This is a genomic window from Phytopseudomonas flavescens (genome assembly GCF_900100535.1).
Lineage (GTDB): Bacteria > Pseudomonadota > Gammaproteobacteria > Pseudomonadales > Pseudomonadaceae > Aquipseudomonas > Aquipseudomonas flavescens.
On record NZ_FNDG01000002.1, the window covers coordinates 133,666 to 149,199 of the forward strand.

Genomic DNA, 15,534 nt, shown 5'->3' on the forward strand with positions numbered 1-15,534 from the left:
GTCGTGCCGGTTCAGACGATCAGACGATGATGCCCTGGCTGCGCAGGTAGTCGTCGTAGGTGCCGCTGAAGTCGGTGACGCCGTTGTCCGACAGCTCGATGATGCGCGTGGCCAGGGAGCCGACGAACTCGCGGTCGTGGCTGACGAAGATCAGCGTGCCCGGGTAGTTTTCCAGTGCCAGGTTGAGCGCTTCGATGGATTCCATGTCCAGGTGGTTGGTCGGTTCGTCCATCACCAGCACGTTGGGCTTCTGCAGGATCAGCTTGCCGAACAGCATGCGGCCCTGCTCACCCCCGGAGATCACTTTCACCGACTTGAGGATCTCGTCGTTGGAGAACAGCATGCGGCCCAGTGTGCCGCGGATGACCTGTTCGCCCTGGGTCCACTGACCCATCCAGTCGAACAGGCTCACGTCGTCCTCGAAGTCGTGGGCGTGATCCTGGGCGTAGTAACCCACCTCGGCGCTTTCCGTCCACTTCACCGCGCCGGCGTCCGGGCTCAGCTCACCGACCAGGGTGCGCAGCAGGGTGGTTTTGCCGATACCGTTGGGGCCGATGATCGCGACGCGCTCGCCGGCTTCGACGGTGAAGCTGAAGTTCTTGAACAGCGGCTTGCCATCGAAGCCCTTGGACATCTGTTCGATGGTCACGGCCTGGCGATGCAGCTTCTTGGTCTGCTCGAAGCGGATGAACGGGCTGACCCGGCTCGACGGTTTGACCTCGGCCAGCTGGATCTTGTCGATCTGCTTGGCACGGCTGGTGGCCTGCTTGGCTTTCGAGGCGTTGGCGGAGAAGCGGCTGACGAAGTTCTGCAGTTCGGAAATCTGCGCCTTCTTCTTGGCATTGTCGGCCAGCAGCTGCTCGCGCGACTGGGTCGCCGCGGTCATGTACTCGTCGTAGTTGCCCGGGAACAGGCGCAGCTCGCCGTAATCGAGATCCGCCATGTGGGTGCAGACCGCGTTCAGGAAGTGGCGGTCGTGGGAAATGATGATCATGGTGCTGTTACGCGCCGTCAGAATCGTTTCCAGCCAGCGGATGGTGTTGATGTCCAGGTGGTTGGTCGGTTCGTCGAGCAGCAGCACGTCCGGGTCCGAGAACAGCGCCTGGGCCAGCAGCACGCGCAGCTTCCAGCCGGGAGCGACTTCGCTCATCGGGCCGAAATGCTGCTCCAACGGAATGCCCAGGCCGAGCAGCAGCTCGCCGGCGCGGGATTCGGCGGTATAGCCGTCCATCTCGGCGAACTCACCTTCGAGTTCGCCGACCTTCATGCCGTCTTCTTCGCTCATTTCCGGCAGCGAGTAGATGCGGTCACGCTCGGCCTTGACCTTCCACAGCTCCTCGTGGCCCATGATCACCGTGTCGATCACGTTGAATTGCTCGTAGGCGAACTGATCCTGGCGCAGCTTGCCGAGACGCACGTTCGGCTCGAGCATGACCTGGCCACCGGAGGGATCGAGGTCGCCACCGAGGATCTTCATGAACGTCGACTTGCCGCAGCCATTGGCGCCGATCAGGCCGTAGCGGTTGCCGTTGTTGAACTTGACGGACACGTTCTCGAACAGCGGCTTGGCACCGAACTGCATGGTGATATTTGCGGTGGAAATCAAAGCTGTCTATCTCGCATGTTTCAAAGGGGTGGGTTTGTTTTTGGGGCAGTGCTTGGTTCGCTCAACGCTGCCCAGTTGCCTTCGCCATCAATCCATCGGGCGTGGCGATCCAGCAAGATCTGTGCTCAGTGGCACAACTGCCTGGCGATGAAGGCTGGAACCATCCCTGCCATTAGGCACAGGGTTTCGTAAGTGTGGCGCGCATTGTACGGAGGGCGGTAGCGAATACCCAGCGCTTTCAGGTGCGGGGCCACTGATGATGCAGGCCGCTCGTCTGTTGGTCGTCCAGGCGTTCTGGTTGCGAGGGAAGCAGCAGGGCGTTCGCTGTGTGCCAATGTCGACGATGCGGCGCTCAGCGTATGCCCTGGCTTCTCCAGCGCCTCGACTGGACTTGCCGGCCAGCACAGCCGACAAGGGCAGTGCTGCGCGTTGCGCAGCGGGAGCGATGGTGGTCGGGCTCGCCGAAGACCGCAGAGGCGTTGCTGGCAGGCCGCCCGCCCGGTAGAAATTGCATTCGATTTGGTGATTCCCACGCACCTGGCTTGGTGTCGGCGGCGTTGGCCAGCGCTTGGGAAAACGCCTGGCGAATAACGTCCAAAGGCCCGGCCCAGGCGGCATGGCACTTGAGTCTTTATGCATTAAAGTTTTCTTGAGCTGCTTAGTCTATTCCTGCAGCCTCTATGTTTAGCGGAATAAATTCGTTCGAAATCCGCCTGTTCTGGTCTAGCTTAACGGCCATTCGTAGGCATCGCAGAACCTCTCTGTGAGCTGCTCACCGTTTTTGCCAAGGCTGCCGAATGTCTCTGTCCATCGCCCCCGCCGATCGTACGCTGGATGCCGCCAACCAGGGCGATGCCGCCTATGGGCGGATCCGTCGTGACATCCTGTCGTGCCGCCTGAATCCGGGGGCGCTGATCACCGAGCCCGGCCTGATGGAGCTGTACGCGATCGGCAAGAGCAGTTGTCGGATCGCCTTGACGCGTTTGTCCCACGAGGGCTTCGTCCGTTCGCTGCCGCGCAAGGGTTACCAGGTAGCGCCGGTCACCGTGAAGGACGTCGAGGAAGTCTTCACCCTGCGCGTGCAGCTCGAGCCGCTGGCGGCGCGCCTGGCGGTCGGGCGCGTGGACATCGAGCGCCTGCGGGAGCTGGAGGCGGCCTGCCGGGTTCGCCATCCGGTCTCCCTGCCTGATCAGATCGATGTATTCATGGACGCCAACAAGGCGTTTCACCTGGAGATCGCCCGGGCCGCCGGCAACGAGCGCCTGTTGCGTACGTTGTCCGGCCTGATGGACGAGATGACGCGACTGGTGGCGCTGGGGTTCAACGTTCAGGGCACCAAGCCGGAGATCAAGCACGACCACAACGCCATGATCGCCGCGTTCGAGGAGGGCGACGGCAAGCGCGCCGAGCTGATCGCTCGCCGGCATATCGAAACCTTCCAGGCCATGACCCTGGAAAAGGTCTATGCCAGCCTCAGCGAAGCCGGCGCATCGCTGCCGTTGCTGGCGGCGAGGTTCGCCCGATGAATGCCGCACTGCAGCAGGATCTCGCGGTGTCGGCGATCACCTTGCAGGGTATCGGCAAGCGCTTCGACGCTCTCGAGGTGCTGCGCGATATCTCCTTCGAGGTGGGGCAGGGCGAAGTGGTCGCGCTGCTGGGCACTTCGGGGTGTGGCAAGAGCACCTTGCTCAATATCGTTTCCGGGTTGCTCGCCCAGGATCGGGGCCGGTTGAGTCTGTTTGGCGAGGCCGCGAGCGCTTTCAGCGACTGGCGGCGCATCGCCTACATGTTCCAGGAGGACCGCCTGCTGCCCTGGCGCAGCGTGCAGGCCAACGTCGCCTTCGGGCTGGAGGGCAGTGGCGTCGGCAAGGCCGAGCGTGCCCAGCGGGTTGCCGAGGCGCTGCGCCTGGTGGGCCTCGAGGCCTTCGCGAAATCCTGGCCGCATCAGTTGTCCGGCGGCATGCGCAGCCGGGTCGCTCTGGCGCGCAGCCTGGTGGTGAACCCCCAGGTGTTGCTGATGGACGAACCGTTTTCCAAGCTCGACCCGCACACCCGCAGCCAGATGCATGACGAGCTACTGCGTCTGCAGGCGCTCACCGGCATGACGGTGCTGTTCGTCACCCATGATGTCGAGGAGGCCGTGGTCCTGGCCGACCGGGTGGTGGTGCTGGAGCCACGCCCGGGCCGCATTCGCGCCATCCATCCAATGGCCTTGCCGCGCCCACGGGTGCCCACCGAGCCTGCCGTCAACGAACAGGTTCGTCGCCTGCGTCTGGAGGTCTGACATGGAGACCGCCAAGCGCTTTTCCAGTCTCGCCCTGCAACGCTTCGCGCTGATCGCCGTGGTCGGCCTGCTCTGGTGGTACGCCGCAGGTCGCCTGCCATCGTTCGTGCTGCCCGGGCCGGAAAAGGTCCTTACGGCATTGGGCAACCTGCTGCACAGCGACACCTTCGTGCATGACCTGAGCGCCACCCTCGGCCGGGTGCTCAGCGGCTTCGCACTGGCCACGCTGGTCGGCACGCCGCTGGGCCTGGCGCTCGGCAGCAGCCCCGCACTGGCGCGCTTCTTCGAGCCGGTGCTGTCGGTGTTCAACACCGTGTCGTCGGCGATCTGGGCGATCTTCGCCATCATCTGGTTCGGCATCTCCGACGCCACCACGGTGTTCGTGGTGTTCATGACCGCCATGCCGCTGATCCTCACCAACGTCTGGCAGGGGGCGAAGACGGTGGAGCGGCAATACGTGGAACTGGCGCACTCGTTTCGCCTGTCGCGGCTGCAGATCCTGCTGAAGATCTCGCTGCCGAGCATCCTGCCGTACTTCTTTTCCGGTGCCCGCCTGGCGTTCGGCTTCGGCTGGCGGGTATCGCTGGTGGCCGAGACGCTCGGCGCTTCCGATGGCATCGGCTATCGCCTGCGTCAGGCGGCGGACCTGGTGCAGAGCGACCAGGTGTTCGCCTGGACCCTGCTGCTGGTCGCCCTGATGTTGGCGCTTGAAGCGGGGGTGCTCAAGCCCCTCGAACGCCGGCTGTTTCGTTGGAAAACCCCCTAGCTGACCCTCGTTTACTTAACCTCTCAAGGATCAATCCATGCGTAAGTTGATTGCCGTCGCCGCCCTGGCCGCGACCGCGGTACTGCCTTTTGCTGCCCATTCGGCGGACAAGGTCCGTATCGGTTACTGGACCAGCGGTGTGAGCCTGGGCTACGGCTCGGTGCTCGAATCCAAGGATTTCCTCGCCGAACGCGGCATCGACGCCGAATTCGTGCACTTCCCCGACGTCAATGCGCCGATCCGCGCACTGGCAGCCGGCTCCATCGACCTGGCGTTCGGCGCACCGCTGGCCGGGGTGTTCTCGACGGCGGCCGAAGGTGTGCCGATCCGGATCTTCGCAGTGACCCAGCCGGCCGACGTGCAGTTCGTGGTACCGGCCGATTCGCCGATCACCTCGCTGGCCGAGCTCAAGGGCAAGAAGATCGGCATGTCGCCGGCAGGCTCTTCGGTGGCGGTGATCGCCGGCGCCGTGCTGGCCGGCAACCATGGCATCCAGACCAACGACTTCTCCCTGGTCGGCGGTAACGAGTCGCGTCTGGCGCAGTTCCTGGCGCAGAAACAGGTGGATGGCGCGGCCCTGCGTTCGGTCACCATCGCCCAGCTCGAAGACGAGCTGAAGGTCAAGCGCCTGGGCAGCTTCGCCGAGGAATGGAAGACCCTCACGCACGCCGATGCGGTGCCGTATATCGGCGTCGGCACGGTGGCCGCCAAGCTGGTCGACGACAAGCCGGAGGTTGTCGCCCGGGTCATCGCCGGCCTGCGCGACACGCTCGCCTGGGGCAAGGCGAACCCGGATGAAGTCGTCCGCATCCTGCGCAAGAGCGCCAACCTGCCCGAGCAGGATGCCCGCGTGTACGTCGGCCAGTGGGATGCCATGAACCGCATCGCCTTCGAGCCGGCGGACATCGAGACCCTGCGCCGTCAGCACCAGGTATTCGTCGACGGCGGCCTGATCAAGGGCGAACTCAAGGACGACCTGTTCGCCACCGAACCCTACACCCAAGCCAAACACATCAAGTAATCACGGAGACAGCGACTGTGAGCAAGACCATGAAAGCCCTGGTACTCGACGAACACGGCGACCTCGACCAGTTGCGCGTCGTCACCGACAAGCCGATACCGGCAGTGGGCAGCGGACACGTGGTAATTCGCGTTGGCGCATCGTCCTTCAATTACCACGATGTATTCACGGTGAAGGGCATGCCCGGCATCAAGGTGCCGCTGCCGGTGATCATCGGCCTGGATCTGGCCGGCACCATCAGCGAGCTGGGTGAAGGTGTCGAGGGCTGGAAGGTCGGTGACCGCGTGCTGATCAACCCGCTCAAGCCCGACGTCGGTCTGATGGGCGAGATGGTCGACGGCGGCATGGCCGAGTATGCCCTGGTCGATGCACGACAGCTGATCCGTCTGCCCGATGCCGTGAGTTTCGAGCAGGCGGCGGCCTTGCCGGTGGCCTATGGCACCGCCCACCGCATGCTGATTACCCATAACACCGTGAAGGCCAGGGACCGCGTGCTGATCCTCGGTGCCAGCGGTGGCGTGGGAACCGCCTGCGTGATTCTCGCCAAACTGCTGGGCGCCGAGGTGATCGCCTGTGCGGGCAGCGACGAGAAGGGCGAGCGCCTCAAGGCCCTGGGTGCCGACCACGTCATCAACTACCGCGATACCGACTTCTCCAAGTGGGCCATCGGCCAGTACGGCAAGCCGCAGCGCCGCAACTACGAAGGCGGCGTGGACGTGGTGATCAACTTCACTGGTGGCGACACCTGGCTGCCATCGCTCAAGTGCATCAAGCGCGGCGGCACGCTGCTGGTGTGCGGCGCTACCGCCGGCCACGACCCCAAGGAAGACCTGCGCTACGTCTGGAGCTTCGAACTCAACATCAAAGGCTCGAACAGCTTCTACGAAGACAACCTGGTCGGGCTCCTCGACCTGATCGCCGAAGGCCGGATCGACCCGATCATCGACCGCGTACTGCCCCTCGAACAGGCCGCCGAAGGCCTGGCGCTGATCCGTGATCGCGAAGTGCTGGGCAAGGTGGTCGTCACGCCCTGACCGGCTTGCAGCGACCCGTACCGTGCAATCGTCCGTTTTGCGGGCGATTGCAGCGCCTCCGAAACAACTCAACAGGATTGATCTCATGACCGAAACGACACTTCCGAGCGTTGCCGATATCCAGGCCAGACTGCTCAAGGGCCCTTATCACCAATGGCTGGGCCTGCAGGTTCTGGCGGTGGGCGAGGGCAGCATCGAGCTCAGCGCAAAATGGCGCGAAGAATGGGTGGTGAATGTCGAGGGTGGCTATACCCACGGCGGCATACTCGCGGCGCTGGTCGACCTGACCGCGGACTGGGCGCTGGTGTCCAGAACCGGCAAAGGCGTGCCGACCATCGACCTGCGTGTCGACTACCACCGGCCAGCCAAGTGCGATCTGCGCGCCACGGGCACCGTCATCAAGTTCGGCAAGCAGTTCTCGGTGGCCGAAGCACAGGTCTTCGATGGCGAAGGCCATCTGGTCGCCAGCGGCCGCGGCGTCTATTCCACGCCTGCCCCGAAGGTGTGATCCCATGAGTGCGGCACTGGACCACCTGGTCATCAACGCGCGCTTCGATCTCGATGCGGCGGCAGGCGTCTTCGCGGGCCTGGGCTTCACGCTCACGCCCCGTGGCCATCACTCACTCGGCTCGATCAACAACCTGATCATGTTCGACGAGGGCTACCTGGAGCTGATCGGGCTACCGGCCGGAGGCGAGCGTCTGCGCCAGGAAATCCTCGACAGCCCACCTGGTATCGACGGCCTGGTACTGGCCAGTGACGACCCCCGCGCCACCCATGCAGCGCTGGTGCAGGCCGGCTTTCTGGTCCAGCCGGTACAGCATTTCTCCAGACCGGTGGAGGTCGATGGGGCCTCTCTTGAAGCTCGCTTCGGTACCGTCCGGCTGGTGCCTGGGCAGTTCGCCGCCGGCCGGGTCTACTTCTGCCATCACCAGACACCGGAACTGGTCTGGCGGCCCGAGTGGCTGGGCCACGCCAATGGCATTCAGCGCATCGAGCGGCTGACGGTAGTCAGCGAGCAACCCGAGCAGACACGCCAGGCGTTCGAGCGCCTGGGGCGTTTCGACGGACGATTCAGCGTCGAGGTCATCGATAAGGCGGAGTGGCGTACCAGGGGTGTGCTGGTCGCGGAGGGCGAGCACGAGCGGGCCGAGCGCTTCGTTTCCATCGGCCTGCGTGGTGGCGACCCGCTAGACCTGGCACGCCGCGCCACGGGTCTCGGCTTGCCCCATCGGCAGGAGGCCGATCGGGTCACCATCGTCATCCCGGGCTTCGCCACCGTGCTGGAGTGCCTGGTATGAATGCGCAGATCGCCAATCTGGGCAGTGTGATCGGCCCCGACAGTCCGGGCGAGCGACTGGCGTTCATCGGCCTCGACAGCCAGTTGAACGAGTCGCGCTGCACCTACCGTGAACTGGACGAGCTGGCCAATGGCATTGCCCGTGCGCTGCTGGCCCGGGGCTTCGTCCAGGGGGAGCGCATTGCCTTGCTGACCTTCAACTCGGTGGCCTGCATCGCGGCCGTGCTCGGCATCATGCGCGCCGGGCTGGTCGCCGTGCCGGTCAATCACCGATTCCCCAGGGCGCTGGTCGACTATGTGATCGCCGACAGTGGCGCGCGCCTGCTGTTCTGCGACGCGCCGCATCGAGATGCAGCCCCCGACATGCCGCGCGTATCGCTGGAGGCGGATGAGCTGGCGGCTTTCGCCCGGCCAGGGCCTTTGCAAGCCTTCCAGCCGCTCGGTGACGAGCCGGCGATGATGCTCTACACCTCGGGTTCCACTGGCAAGCCCAAGGGCGTGGTGCTCAGCCACCGCGCTCACCTGTGGATCGTGCGCACCCGATTGCAGGCCACCCCGCTGGCTGACGAGCGTGCGCTGATCGCGGCGCCGCTGTACCACATGAATGCGCTGGCGCTGGCGCTGCTCGTCCTGGCCAGTGGTGCCACCGCGATACTGCTGCCGCAGTTCAGTGCCGTCACCTATATCGAGGCGATCCAGCGTTACCGCTGTACCTGGCTGACCGCCGTGCCGCCGATGATCGCCATGATGCTGCGCGAGCAGGCGCTGCTGGAGCGCGCCGACCTGTCATCCGTGCGGGTGGTGCGCATGGGCTCGGCGCCGGTGAGTGCGAGCCTGCTCGAACAGATCCACCGGCTGCTGCCGAATGCGCGGATCATCAATGCCTACGGCACCACCGAAGGTGGTCCGGTGGTCTTCGGCGCCCACCCCCAGGGGCTGGCCAGCCCGGTGCTATCGGTGGGGCATGCTCACCCGGACGTGCAACTGCGCCTGCGCGATGAGGCAGGGCTGCTGGCGGATGAGGGCGTGCTCGAGTTGGAGAGCCCCGGGCTGATGTCCGGCTACCACAACCGGCCTGACCTGGCCGCACCCTTCACGGCCGACGGCTTCTACGTGACGGGCGACGTGTTCCGCCGCGATGCCGAGGGTTTCCATACCTTCGTTGGCCGCCGCGACGACATGTTCGTCAGCGGTGGCGAGAACATCTATCCCGGTGAGGTGGAAAAGCTGCTCGAACGTCACCCCGGGGTGCAGCAGGCCTGCGTGGTGCCGGTCGAGGACGAGATCAAAGGGTTCAAACCCATGGCTTTCGTCGTGCGGCGCCAAGGCAGCCAGGCCAGCGAGGCCGAGATCAAGGCCTTTTCCCTGGAGCACGCGCCGGCCTATCAGCACCCGCGCCGGGTGTGGTTCGTCGACACCTTGCCGCTTGCTTCCACCCACAAGATCGACCGCAAGGCCTTGCTCGACAAGGCTCGGCAAAACCTCCAGGACAGTGGCCGGACCACCGGAGCGTTGGAGCGCCAACCCATCTGACTTTCAACACAACCCAGGATCTGCCTCCATGCGCTTCGCCATTCGCTCATTGCTGCCCCTGACGCTGGCATTTGCCAGCCACGCCCATGCCCTCGACGAGATCACCGTCGCCCTGGCCATTCCCGCCGCCGTTCATGACGGCGCGCCATATGCCGCAGCCCGGGAACTGGGGCTGTTCAAGGAACAGGGGTTGAGCGTCGAGACCGTGGTCTTCCAGGGGGCTGGCGCCTTGTTGCCGCAGGTCGCCAGCAAACGGGTGACCTTCGGCTTCCCGGTCGCCGAACCGGTGCTCTCCAGCCACTTCAACAAGAACCCGCTGCCGCTGCGCTATTTCTACAATGGCGTTCCCAGCCAGACCCTGGAATACCAGGTACTCGCCGATTCGCCGATCAAGACGCTGGAGGATCTCGCGGGCAAGAAAATCGGGGTCGGTGCCTTGACCTGGGGCACCTTGCCGAACAGCCGCGCCGCCCTGCGCGTCGCCGGCCTGGAACCCGGCAAGAACGTCGAATTCGTCGCCGTCGGCGCGCTCGGCGCGGGTTTTCAGGCGCTGCGCAGCGGCCAGGTGGATGCGCTCAACTTCAACAACAGCTGGGGTGACATGCTGGAGCTTTCCGGTACGCCGATCCGGCGCATCCAGTACCCCGAGGTGTTTCAGAACAACCCCGGCAACGGCTTCATTGCTCACCAGGACACCTTCAACGACAACCCCGATCTGATCCGCCGCTTCGGCCGCGCCTATACCGAGGCACAGTTCGTGTGCGAGGTGAACCCGGCGTTCTGCGTCCAGGCATTCTGGCGCCAGCACCCTGAAAGCAAGCCTGCCGATGCCCAGGGCAAGGGCCTCGAAGACGCCAAGACGCTGCTCGCTCGCCGCTTGCAGCGCACCCTGTATTTCCCGGATGGCAGCCCGCGTGTACCGGGGCACTATGACCTGCAGGCGATTCGCGCTGCGGTGAAGGCCATGGCCGAGGCGGGCGAGTTCCCCAGTGCCGAGGTGCCGGTGGAGCAGGTGTTCTCCAACGAGTTCGTACCCGCCTTCAACGATTTCGACCGTGACGCGCTGCGCAAGCGTGCGGAGGCGGCGAAATGACCCCCGCGTTCGAAATCGACATTGCCGATGGGCTGATCGACCAGCCTCGGCGCGTTCGGGTGTTGGGGTTGAGCGCGGGTGTGGCGCATCTGACGGCGACCCTGGAACATCCCGATGGCAGTCTGTGGCAGAGCGAGGCCAGCTTCGAACTCGCTGCCGACGGCGTGCTGGATATCGATGCCCAAGTGCCCCTTGCTGGCGACTGGCGCGAGCTGGAGGCGCTGGCGCCGGTGTGGGCGTTGCGCCAGCTGAGCCCGCCCCACAGGCCGCAAGCCAGCGAGGGGCTGGACCCCTTGTCGATTCGCTTGCAGATAGGCGATGCAGCGGGCGGCAGCGCCTCGGCCACGCTCACCCAGCGCTTTCTCGTCCCCGGGGTGAGCCGCCGTGAAATCCGCGATGAGGGACTTTCCGCAACCCTGTTCAGCCCAGCCGGCGATGGCCCCCATCCCCTGGTGGTCGTGCTCAATGGCTCCGGTGGCGGCACGCCCGAGCAACGTGCGGCGCTGTATGCCGCCCATGGCTATGCGGCACTGGCTTTGGCCTTCTTCAAGGCGCCGGGGCGGCCCGAGCATATTTCCGACACGCCGCTGGAGTACTTCGAGCAGGCACTGCTCTGGGCGCGGCGCGAGCTGCAGCCGCGGCATGGCTTCATCGCCGTCGCCGGGCTGTCGCGTGGCGGTGAGCTGGCATTGCTGCTGGGGGCGACCTTTCCCGAGTTGGTATCCGCGGTGATCGGCTACGTGCCGAGCGCGGTGATCCACGGCACCTTGCGGGCAGGGCGCCCGGAACAGCCACGCGATGCTGACGCATGGACATGGCGTGGCCAGCCGCTGCGTAATGTCTGGAGGGACAACCCCGCGGCCGACTGGCGTGCCTTCGACCAGCCCCCCGAACCCGGGGCGGCGATTCGCCAGGCGCCGGCCTTCGTGGCAGTGGAATCCCATGCAGCCAGCGTCGCGGCGGCACGCATCGCCGTTGAGCGCATCGAAGGGCCGATCCTGCTCATCTCGGGGAGCGACGATGGTTTCTGGCCGTCCAGCGCTTACAGCGAGCGTATTCAGGCCGAACTGCAGGCGGCAGGGCATGCCTGGCCGGTCACCCATGCGCGCAATGAAGGGGCAGGTCACGCCATCGGCTTTCCCTGCGTGCCCACCACGCAGATCGCCAAGGTTCATCCGGTCGCCGGTGTGCTGATCAGTGGTGGCGGCACCCCGGCAGCCAATGCCCGTGCCAACCGCGAGAGCTGGCAGGCCGTGCTGAAGTTCCTGGCCGATGCGCTGCCTGCACGGGAGATGCAGCCATGAGCGCGGCCCTGACCCTGCAGGCGGTGGGGCTGACCTACCAGACCCGTCGCGGAGAGATTCAGGCCCTGGCCGACGTGAGCATGAGCATCGCCGACGGGGAGTTCGTCGCGGTGCTCGGGCCCTCCGGCTGTGGCAAGTCCACCGTCCTCAAACTGGCGGCAGGCTTGCTCGACGCCAGCCAAGGGCGGGTGGTGGTCGCCGGGCAGGCGATAGAAGGCCCTGGCCGGCATACCGGCGTGGTATTCCAGAAGCCCAATCTGCTGCCCTGGAAAACCGTGCTGAACAACGTGCTGCTGCCGGCACGCACCCTAGGGTCTGTTGACGTTTCACGCACGACCGCGCCGGAGCCCGTTTTGCCGCGAGGCAAGGCACGAGCCGAGAAGTTTAGCGGGCTAAATGAGCCGGCGAGAAACGCCGCATCGCGGCAAAACGGGCCCGGCCCTGCGGGTTGCGCGGGAAATCTCGCCATGCGTTGTTGGAGGACTTGGCAAGGGAACAACCATTACCTGCGCCCTCCGCCTAGCCTGGCGAGATTTCTCGCGGCAACGCGGCTCGCGCTGAAACGTCAACAGACCCTGGGCCTGCCCATAGACGAGGCTCGCCAGCGGGCGACGGCGCTGCTCGAGCTGGTCGGCCTCGGCCCGTTCGCCAACGACTACCCGTTCGAACTCTCCGGGGGCATGCAGCAGCGTGTCGGGATCGCTCGCATGCTGTTGCACGATCCGCAACTGCTGCTGATGGACGAGCCGTTCGCCGCCCTCGATGCCCTGTCACGGGAGGCACTGACCCTGGAGCTGCAACACATCTGGAGCCAGCAGCGAAAATCGGTGCTGTTCATCACCCACAGCATTCAGGAGGCGGTGTTTCTCGCGGACCGGGTGCTGGTCATGTCGCCGCGCCCCGGGCGCATCATCGACGAGGTGGCGATCACGCTGCCGCGCCCGCGCACCCTGGAAACCCTGGCCGACCCGGCGTTCATCGCGCTCTGCCAACACCTGCGAAGGCACTTCACCCATGCGTAGATTGCTTCCCGTGCTCTATCCACTGACCAGCCTGGCGGTGCTGATCCTGATCTGGGATCTGTCCGTGCGCCTGCTCGAGATTCCCGACTATCTGCTGCCTGCGCCGCTGACGGTCTATCAGGCGCTGGCGGGCGGTTTTGCCGATGGCAGCCTGTGGCCGCACATCGGCGTCACCCTGGGTGAAACCCTCAGCGGTTACGTGATCGGCTGCCTGCTGGCGATCGTCCTGGGCGCCTTGCTGGCCGAGTCGGAAACCTTCGAGCGCTTCGTGTATCCCTTGCTGATCGGCCTGCAGGCAACGCCCAAGGTCGCACTGGGGCCGATCATTCTGGTCTGGTTCGGCTTCGGCATGGCCTCGAAGATCGTGCTAGTGGCGCTGGTCTGCTTCTTCCCGCTGTTCGTCAATACGGTGAACGGCATTCGGCGTACCGACCCCGAATTGCTCGACGCCTGCCGTTCGTTTTCCGCGTCGCGGCTCTACCTGCTGATCCACGTGAAGTTTCCTGCCGCGGCGGGCGAGGTGTTCGCCGGCTTGCAGATCGGCGTGTCGCTGGCGCTGATCGGTGCGGTAGTCGGCGAGTTCCTTTCCGCCCAGCGTGGCCTGGGTTATCTGATCGCGTCCAGCTCGGTGAGCATGAGCCTGTCGACCATGTTCGCCGGTGTCATCCTGCTGGCGCTGATCGGTCTGTGCGGTGCGCAGACCGTGCGCTGGCTGCAACGCCGTGTGATCTTCTGGGAGCCGGGCGCTGTCCGGTCCCGTAAACACTGATGGAGAACCCGATGTCCTTTGACTGGCACAACCCTTATCCGTCGATCCGCATTCCGTTGTTCGCTCGCAACGTGGTGTCGACTTCGCACCCTCTCGCGGCCCAGGCAGGCCTGCGCCTGCTGCTGGCCGGCGGCAACGCGGTGGACGCGGCAATCGCCGCAGCGGCGATGCTCACCGTGGTCGAGCCGGTATCCTGCGGCCTGGGTAGCGACGCCTTCGCCCTGGTCTGGGACGGCCAGTCGCTGCAGGGTCTGAACGCCTCGGGCACGGCACCCGCCGCCTGGACACCCGAGTATTTCCGCCAGCGCCACGGTGAGGATGGCAAGGGCCACGCGAAGCGCCCGGTGCGTGGCTGGGATTCGATAACGGTACCTGGTGCGGTGGCCGGTTGGGCCGCGCTGCACGAGCGCTTCGGCAAGCGGTCGTTCGCCGAGGTGCTGGCGCCGGCTGCCGAGGTGGCCGAGCGGGGCATCAGCATCGCCCCCATCGTTGCCCACAAATGGGCGGCGGCGGTTCCCGATCTGCGTGGTCAGCCTGGCTTCGCCGAGGCCTTCATGCCCGGCGGCCGGGCACCGCGAACCGGCGAGAAATTCGTCTTCGCCGATGCTGCACGCACCTTGCGGCTACTGGGCGAGCAGGGCGCACGGGCGTTCTACGAGGGGGAGATCGGCGAGGCCATCGTCGCCCACGCCCGCGCCACCGGTGGCAACCTGAGCGCAGCAGACCTGGCCGACTACCGACCGGAATGGGTGACGCCCATTGCTCAGCGTTATCGCGGCTACGACGTGCACGAGATACCGCCCAACGGGCAGGGCATCGCGGCCCTCATCGCCCTGGGCATCCTCGAGCATTTCGACCTGGCGGCCCTGGCGGTCGACTCCGCTGCTTCGCAGCACCTGCAGATCGAAGCCATGAAGCTGGCCTTCGCCGACGTCTATCGCTACGTGGCCGACCCGCGCAGCATGGAGGTCACGCCCGAGCAGATGCTCGACCCGGCGTACCTCGCGCAACGCGCCAAGGCCATCGATCCGGGCAAGGCCAGCCACCCCGGCTTCGGCCTGCCCAGGTCGGGCGGCACCGTCTACCTCAGCGTCGCCGACGAAAACGGCATGATGGTCTCCTTCATCCAGTCCAACTACATGGGCTTCGGCTCGGGCGTGGTGGTGCCGGGCTATGGCGTCAGCCTGCAGAACCGCGGTGCCGGTTTCTCCAGCGACCCGGCCTCGGCGAACCTGGTGGCCCCCGGCAAGCGACCGTTCCACACCATCATTCCGGCGTTCCTGACCCGCGACGGCGTGGCGCAGATGAGCTTCGGGGTGATGGGCGGCGACATGCAGCCCCAAGGCCACGTACAGACCCTGGTGCGCATGCTCGACTATGGCCAGCAACCCCAGGCTGCCTGCGATGCGCCGCGCTGGAAGGTCAACCGCGACTTCTCGGTGGACCTGGAAGCGAGCATGAACGCCGACGCCGTGCGCGGTCTACACACCCTTGGCAACACGCTGAAGTCCGTGGAGGACCCCTACATGGACTTCGGCTCCGGGCAGTTCATCTGGCGGCTCTCGGATGACCCGAACCACGGCTATGTGGCCGCCAGCGACAGCCGTCGGGATGGCCAGGCGGTGGGCTTCTGAGACTGGGACAGCGGCCCACCTTTGCCCGCGCGCATCCTGCTCAATGATATCGGGGCTGCCTTTGATGCCGAATTAGCGCTTGCGAGGTAATGGGCAAGACAGTATCTGCATCCCTATGGGCATGACGTTGTACCTGGGGCCACATCGGTTCAGCAAATTGATTGTCCC

14 protein-coding genes are annotated in these 15,534 nt (G+C 65.4%); 13 read left to right on the forward strand and 1 reads right to left on the reverse strand.

The window, feature by feature from the left end:
• Positions 1-19: 19 nt before the first annotated feature.
• Positions 20-1,606 carry an ABC-F family ATPase gene (locus tag BLR94_RS02725; RefSeq protein ID WP_084303373.1) on the reverse strand — a complete coding sequence of 529 codons (1,587 nt, stop codon included), beginning with the start codon at positions 1,604-1,606 and terminating at the stop codon, positions 20-22.
• A 797-nt stretch (positions 1,607-2,403) separates the two neighbouring features.
• Here BLR94_RS02725 and BLR94_RS02730 point away from each other — a divergent pair.
• The 13 genes from BLR94_RS02730 to BLR94_RS02790 all read left to right on the forward strand — a co-directional run bounded on the left by BLR94_RS02730 (position 2,404) and on the right by BLR94_RS02790 (position 15,366).
• Positions 2,404-3,132, forward strand: coding sequence for a GntR family transcriptional regulator (locus BLR94_RS02730; RefSeq protein ID WP_084303372.1), 729 nt, complete (start codon positions 2,404-2,406; stop codon positions 3,130-3,132).
• Complete coding sequence (locus tag BLR94_RS02735) at positions 3,129-3,890, forward strand: ABC transporter ATP-binding protein (RefSeq protein ID WP_084303371.1); 762 nt, start codon at positions 3,129-3,131, stop codon at positions 3,888-3,890. Before BLR94_RS02730 ends, BLR94_RS02735 begins: the two co-directional genes overlap by 4 nt.
• A gap of 1 nt (position 3,891) precedes the next feature.
• Positions 3,892-4,656, forward strand: coding sequence for an ABC transporter permease (locus tag BLR94_RS02740; protein WP_084303370.1), 765 nt, complete (start codon positions 3,892-3,894; stop codon positions 4,654-4,656).
• Positions 4,657-4,693: 37 nt separating this feature from the next.
• Positions 4,694-5,677: an ABC transporter substrate-binding protein gene (locus tag BLR94_RS02745; protein WP_084303369.1), complete on the forward strand. Its 984-nt coding sequence runs from the start codon at positions 4,694-4,696 to the stop codon at positions 5,675-5,677.
• 17 nt (positions 5,678-5,694) lie between these two features.
• Positions 5,695-6,711, forward strand: coding sequence for a zinc-binding dehydrogenase (locus tag BLR94_RS02750; protein ID WP_084303368.1), 1,017 nt, complete (start codon positions 5,695-5,697; stop codon positions 6,709-6,711).
• An 85-nt stretch (positions 6,712-6,796) separates the two neighbouring features.
• Positions 6,797-7,219, forward strand: coding sequence for a PaaI family thioesterase (locus BLR94_RS02755; RefSeq protein ID WP_084303367.1), 423 nt, complete (start codon positions 6,797-6,799; stop codon positions 7,217-7,219).
• 4 nt (positions 7,220-7,223) lie between these two features.
• Positions 7,224-8,012, forward strand: coding sequence for a VOC family protein (locus tag BLR94_RS02760; protein ID WP_084303366.1), 789 nt, complete (start codon positions 7,224-7,226; stop codon positions 8,010-8,012).
• Complete coding sequence (locus tag BLR94_RS02765) at positions 8,009-9,544, forward strand: class I adenylate-forming enzyme family protein (protein WP_084303365.1); 1,536 nt, start codon at positions 8,009-8,011, stop codon at positions 9,542-9,544. Before BLR94_RS02760 ends, BLR94_RS02765 begins: the two co-directional genes overlap by 4 nt.
• Before the next feature lie 28 nt (positions 9,545-9,572).
• Positions 9,573-10,637: an ABC transporter substrate-binding protein gene (locus BLR94_RS02770; RefSeq protein WP_084303364.1), complete on the forward strand. Its 1,065-nt coding sequence runs from the start codon at positions 9,573-9,575 to the stop codon at positions 10,635-10,637.
• A complete protein-coding gene (locus BLR94_RS02775) occupies positions 10,634-11,941 on the forward strand; it encodes an acyl-CoA thioesterase/bile acid-CoA:amino acid N-acyltransferase family protein (RefSeq protein WP_084303363.1) in 1,308 nt (435 codons plus the stop codon). The genes BLR94_RS02770 and BLR94_RS02775 overlap by 4 nt, the downstream gene beginning before the upstream one ends.
• Positions 11,938-12,963: an ABC transporter ATP-binding protein gene (locus tag BLR94_RS02780; protein WP_084303362.1), complete on the forward strand. Its 1,026-nt coding sequence runs from the start codon at positions 11,938-11,940 to the stop codon at positions 12,961-12,963. The genes BLR94_RS02775 and BLR94_RS02780 overlap by 4 nt, the downstream gene beginning before the upstream one ends.
• Positions 12,956-13,732, forward strand: coding sequence for an ABC transporter permease (locus BLR94_RS02785; RefSeq protein ID WP_042553692.1), 777 nt, complete (start codon positions 12,956-12,958; stop codon positions 13,730-13,732). The genes BLR94_RS02780 and BLR94_RS02785 overlap by 8 nt, the downstream gene beginning before the upstream one ends.
• 11 nt (positions 13,733-13,743) lie before the next feature.
• Positions 13,744-15,366, forward strand: a complete 1,623-nt coding sequence (locus tag BLR94_RS02790) for a gamma-glutamyltransferase family protein (protein ID WP_208601326.1) — start codon at positions 13,744-13,746, stop codon at positions 15,364-15,366.
• The last annotated feature ends 168 nt before the right edge of the window (positions 15,367-15,534 follow it).

Coding starts and splice junctions, on each gene's coding strand:
- BLR94_RS02730 (WP_084303372.1), top strand. CDS start 2,404: ATGTCTCTGTCCATCGCCCCCGCCGATCGTACGCTGGATGCCGCCAAC.
- BLR94_RS02735 (WP_084303371.1), top strand. CDS start 3,129: ATGAATGCCGCACTGCAGCAGGATCTCGCGGTGTCGGCGATCACCTTG.
- BLR94_RS02740 (WP_084303370.1), top strand. CDS start 3,892: ATGGAGACCGCCAAGCGCTTTTCCAGTCTCGCCCTGCAACGCTTCGCG.
- BLR94_RS02745 (WP_084303369.1), top strand. CDS start 4,694: ATGCGTAAGTTGATTGCCGTCGCCGCCCTGGCCGCGACCGCGGTACTG.
- BLR94_RS02755 (WP_084303367.1), top strand. CDS start 6,797: ATGACCGAAACGACACTTCCGAGCGTTGCCGATATCCAGGCCAGACTG.
- BLR94_RS02760 (WP_084303366.1), top strand. CDS start 7,224: ATGAGTGCGGCACTGGACCACCTGGTCATCAACGCGCGCTTCGATCTC.
- BLR94_RS02765 (WP_084303365.1), top strand. CDS start 8,009: ATGAATGCGCAGATCGCCAATCTGGGCAGTGTGATCGGCCCCGACAGT.
- BLR94_RS02770 (WP_084303364.1), top strand. CDS start 9,573: ATGCGCTTCGCCATTCGCTCATTGCTGCCCCTGACGCTGGCATTTGCC.
- BLR94_RS02775 (WP_084303363.1), top strand. CDS start 10,634: ATGACCCCCGCGTTCGAAATCGACATTGCCGATGGGCTGATCGACCAG.
- BLR94_RS02780 (WP_084303362.1), top strand. CDS start 11,938: ATGAGCGCGGCCCTGACCCTGCAGGCGGTGGGGCTGACCTACCAGACC.
- BLR94_RS02785 (WP_042553692.1), top strand. CDS start 12,956: ATGCGTAGATTGCTTCCCGTGCTCTATCCACTGACCAGCCTGGCGGTG.
- BLR94_RS02790 (WP_208601326.1), top strand. CDS start 13,744: ATGTCCTTTGACTGGCACAACCCTTATCCGTCGATCCGCATTCCGTTG.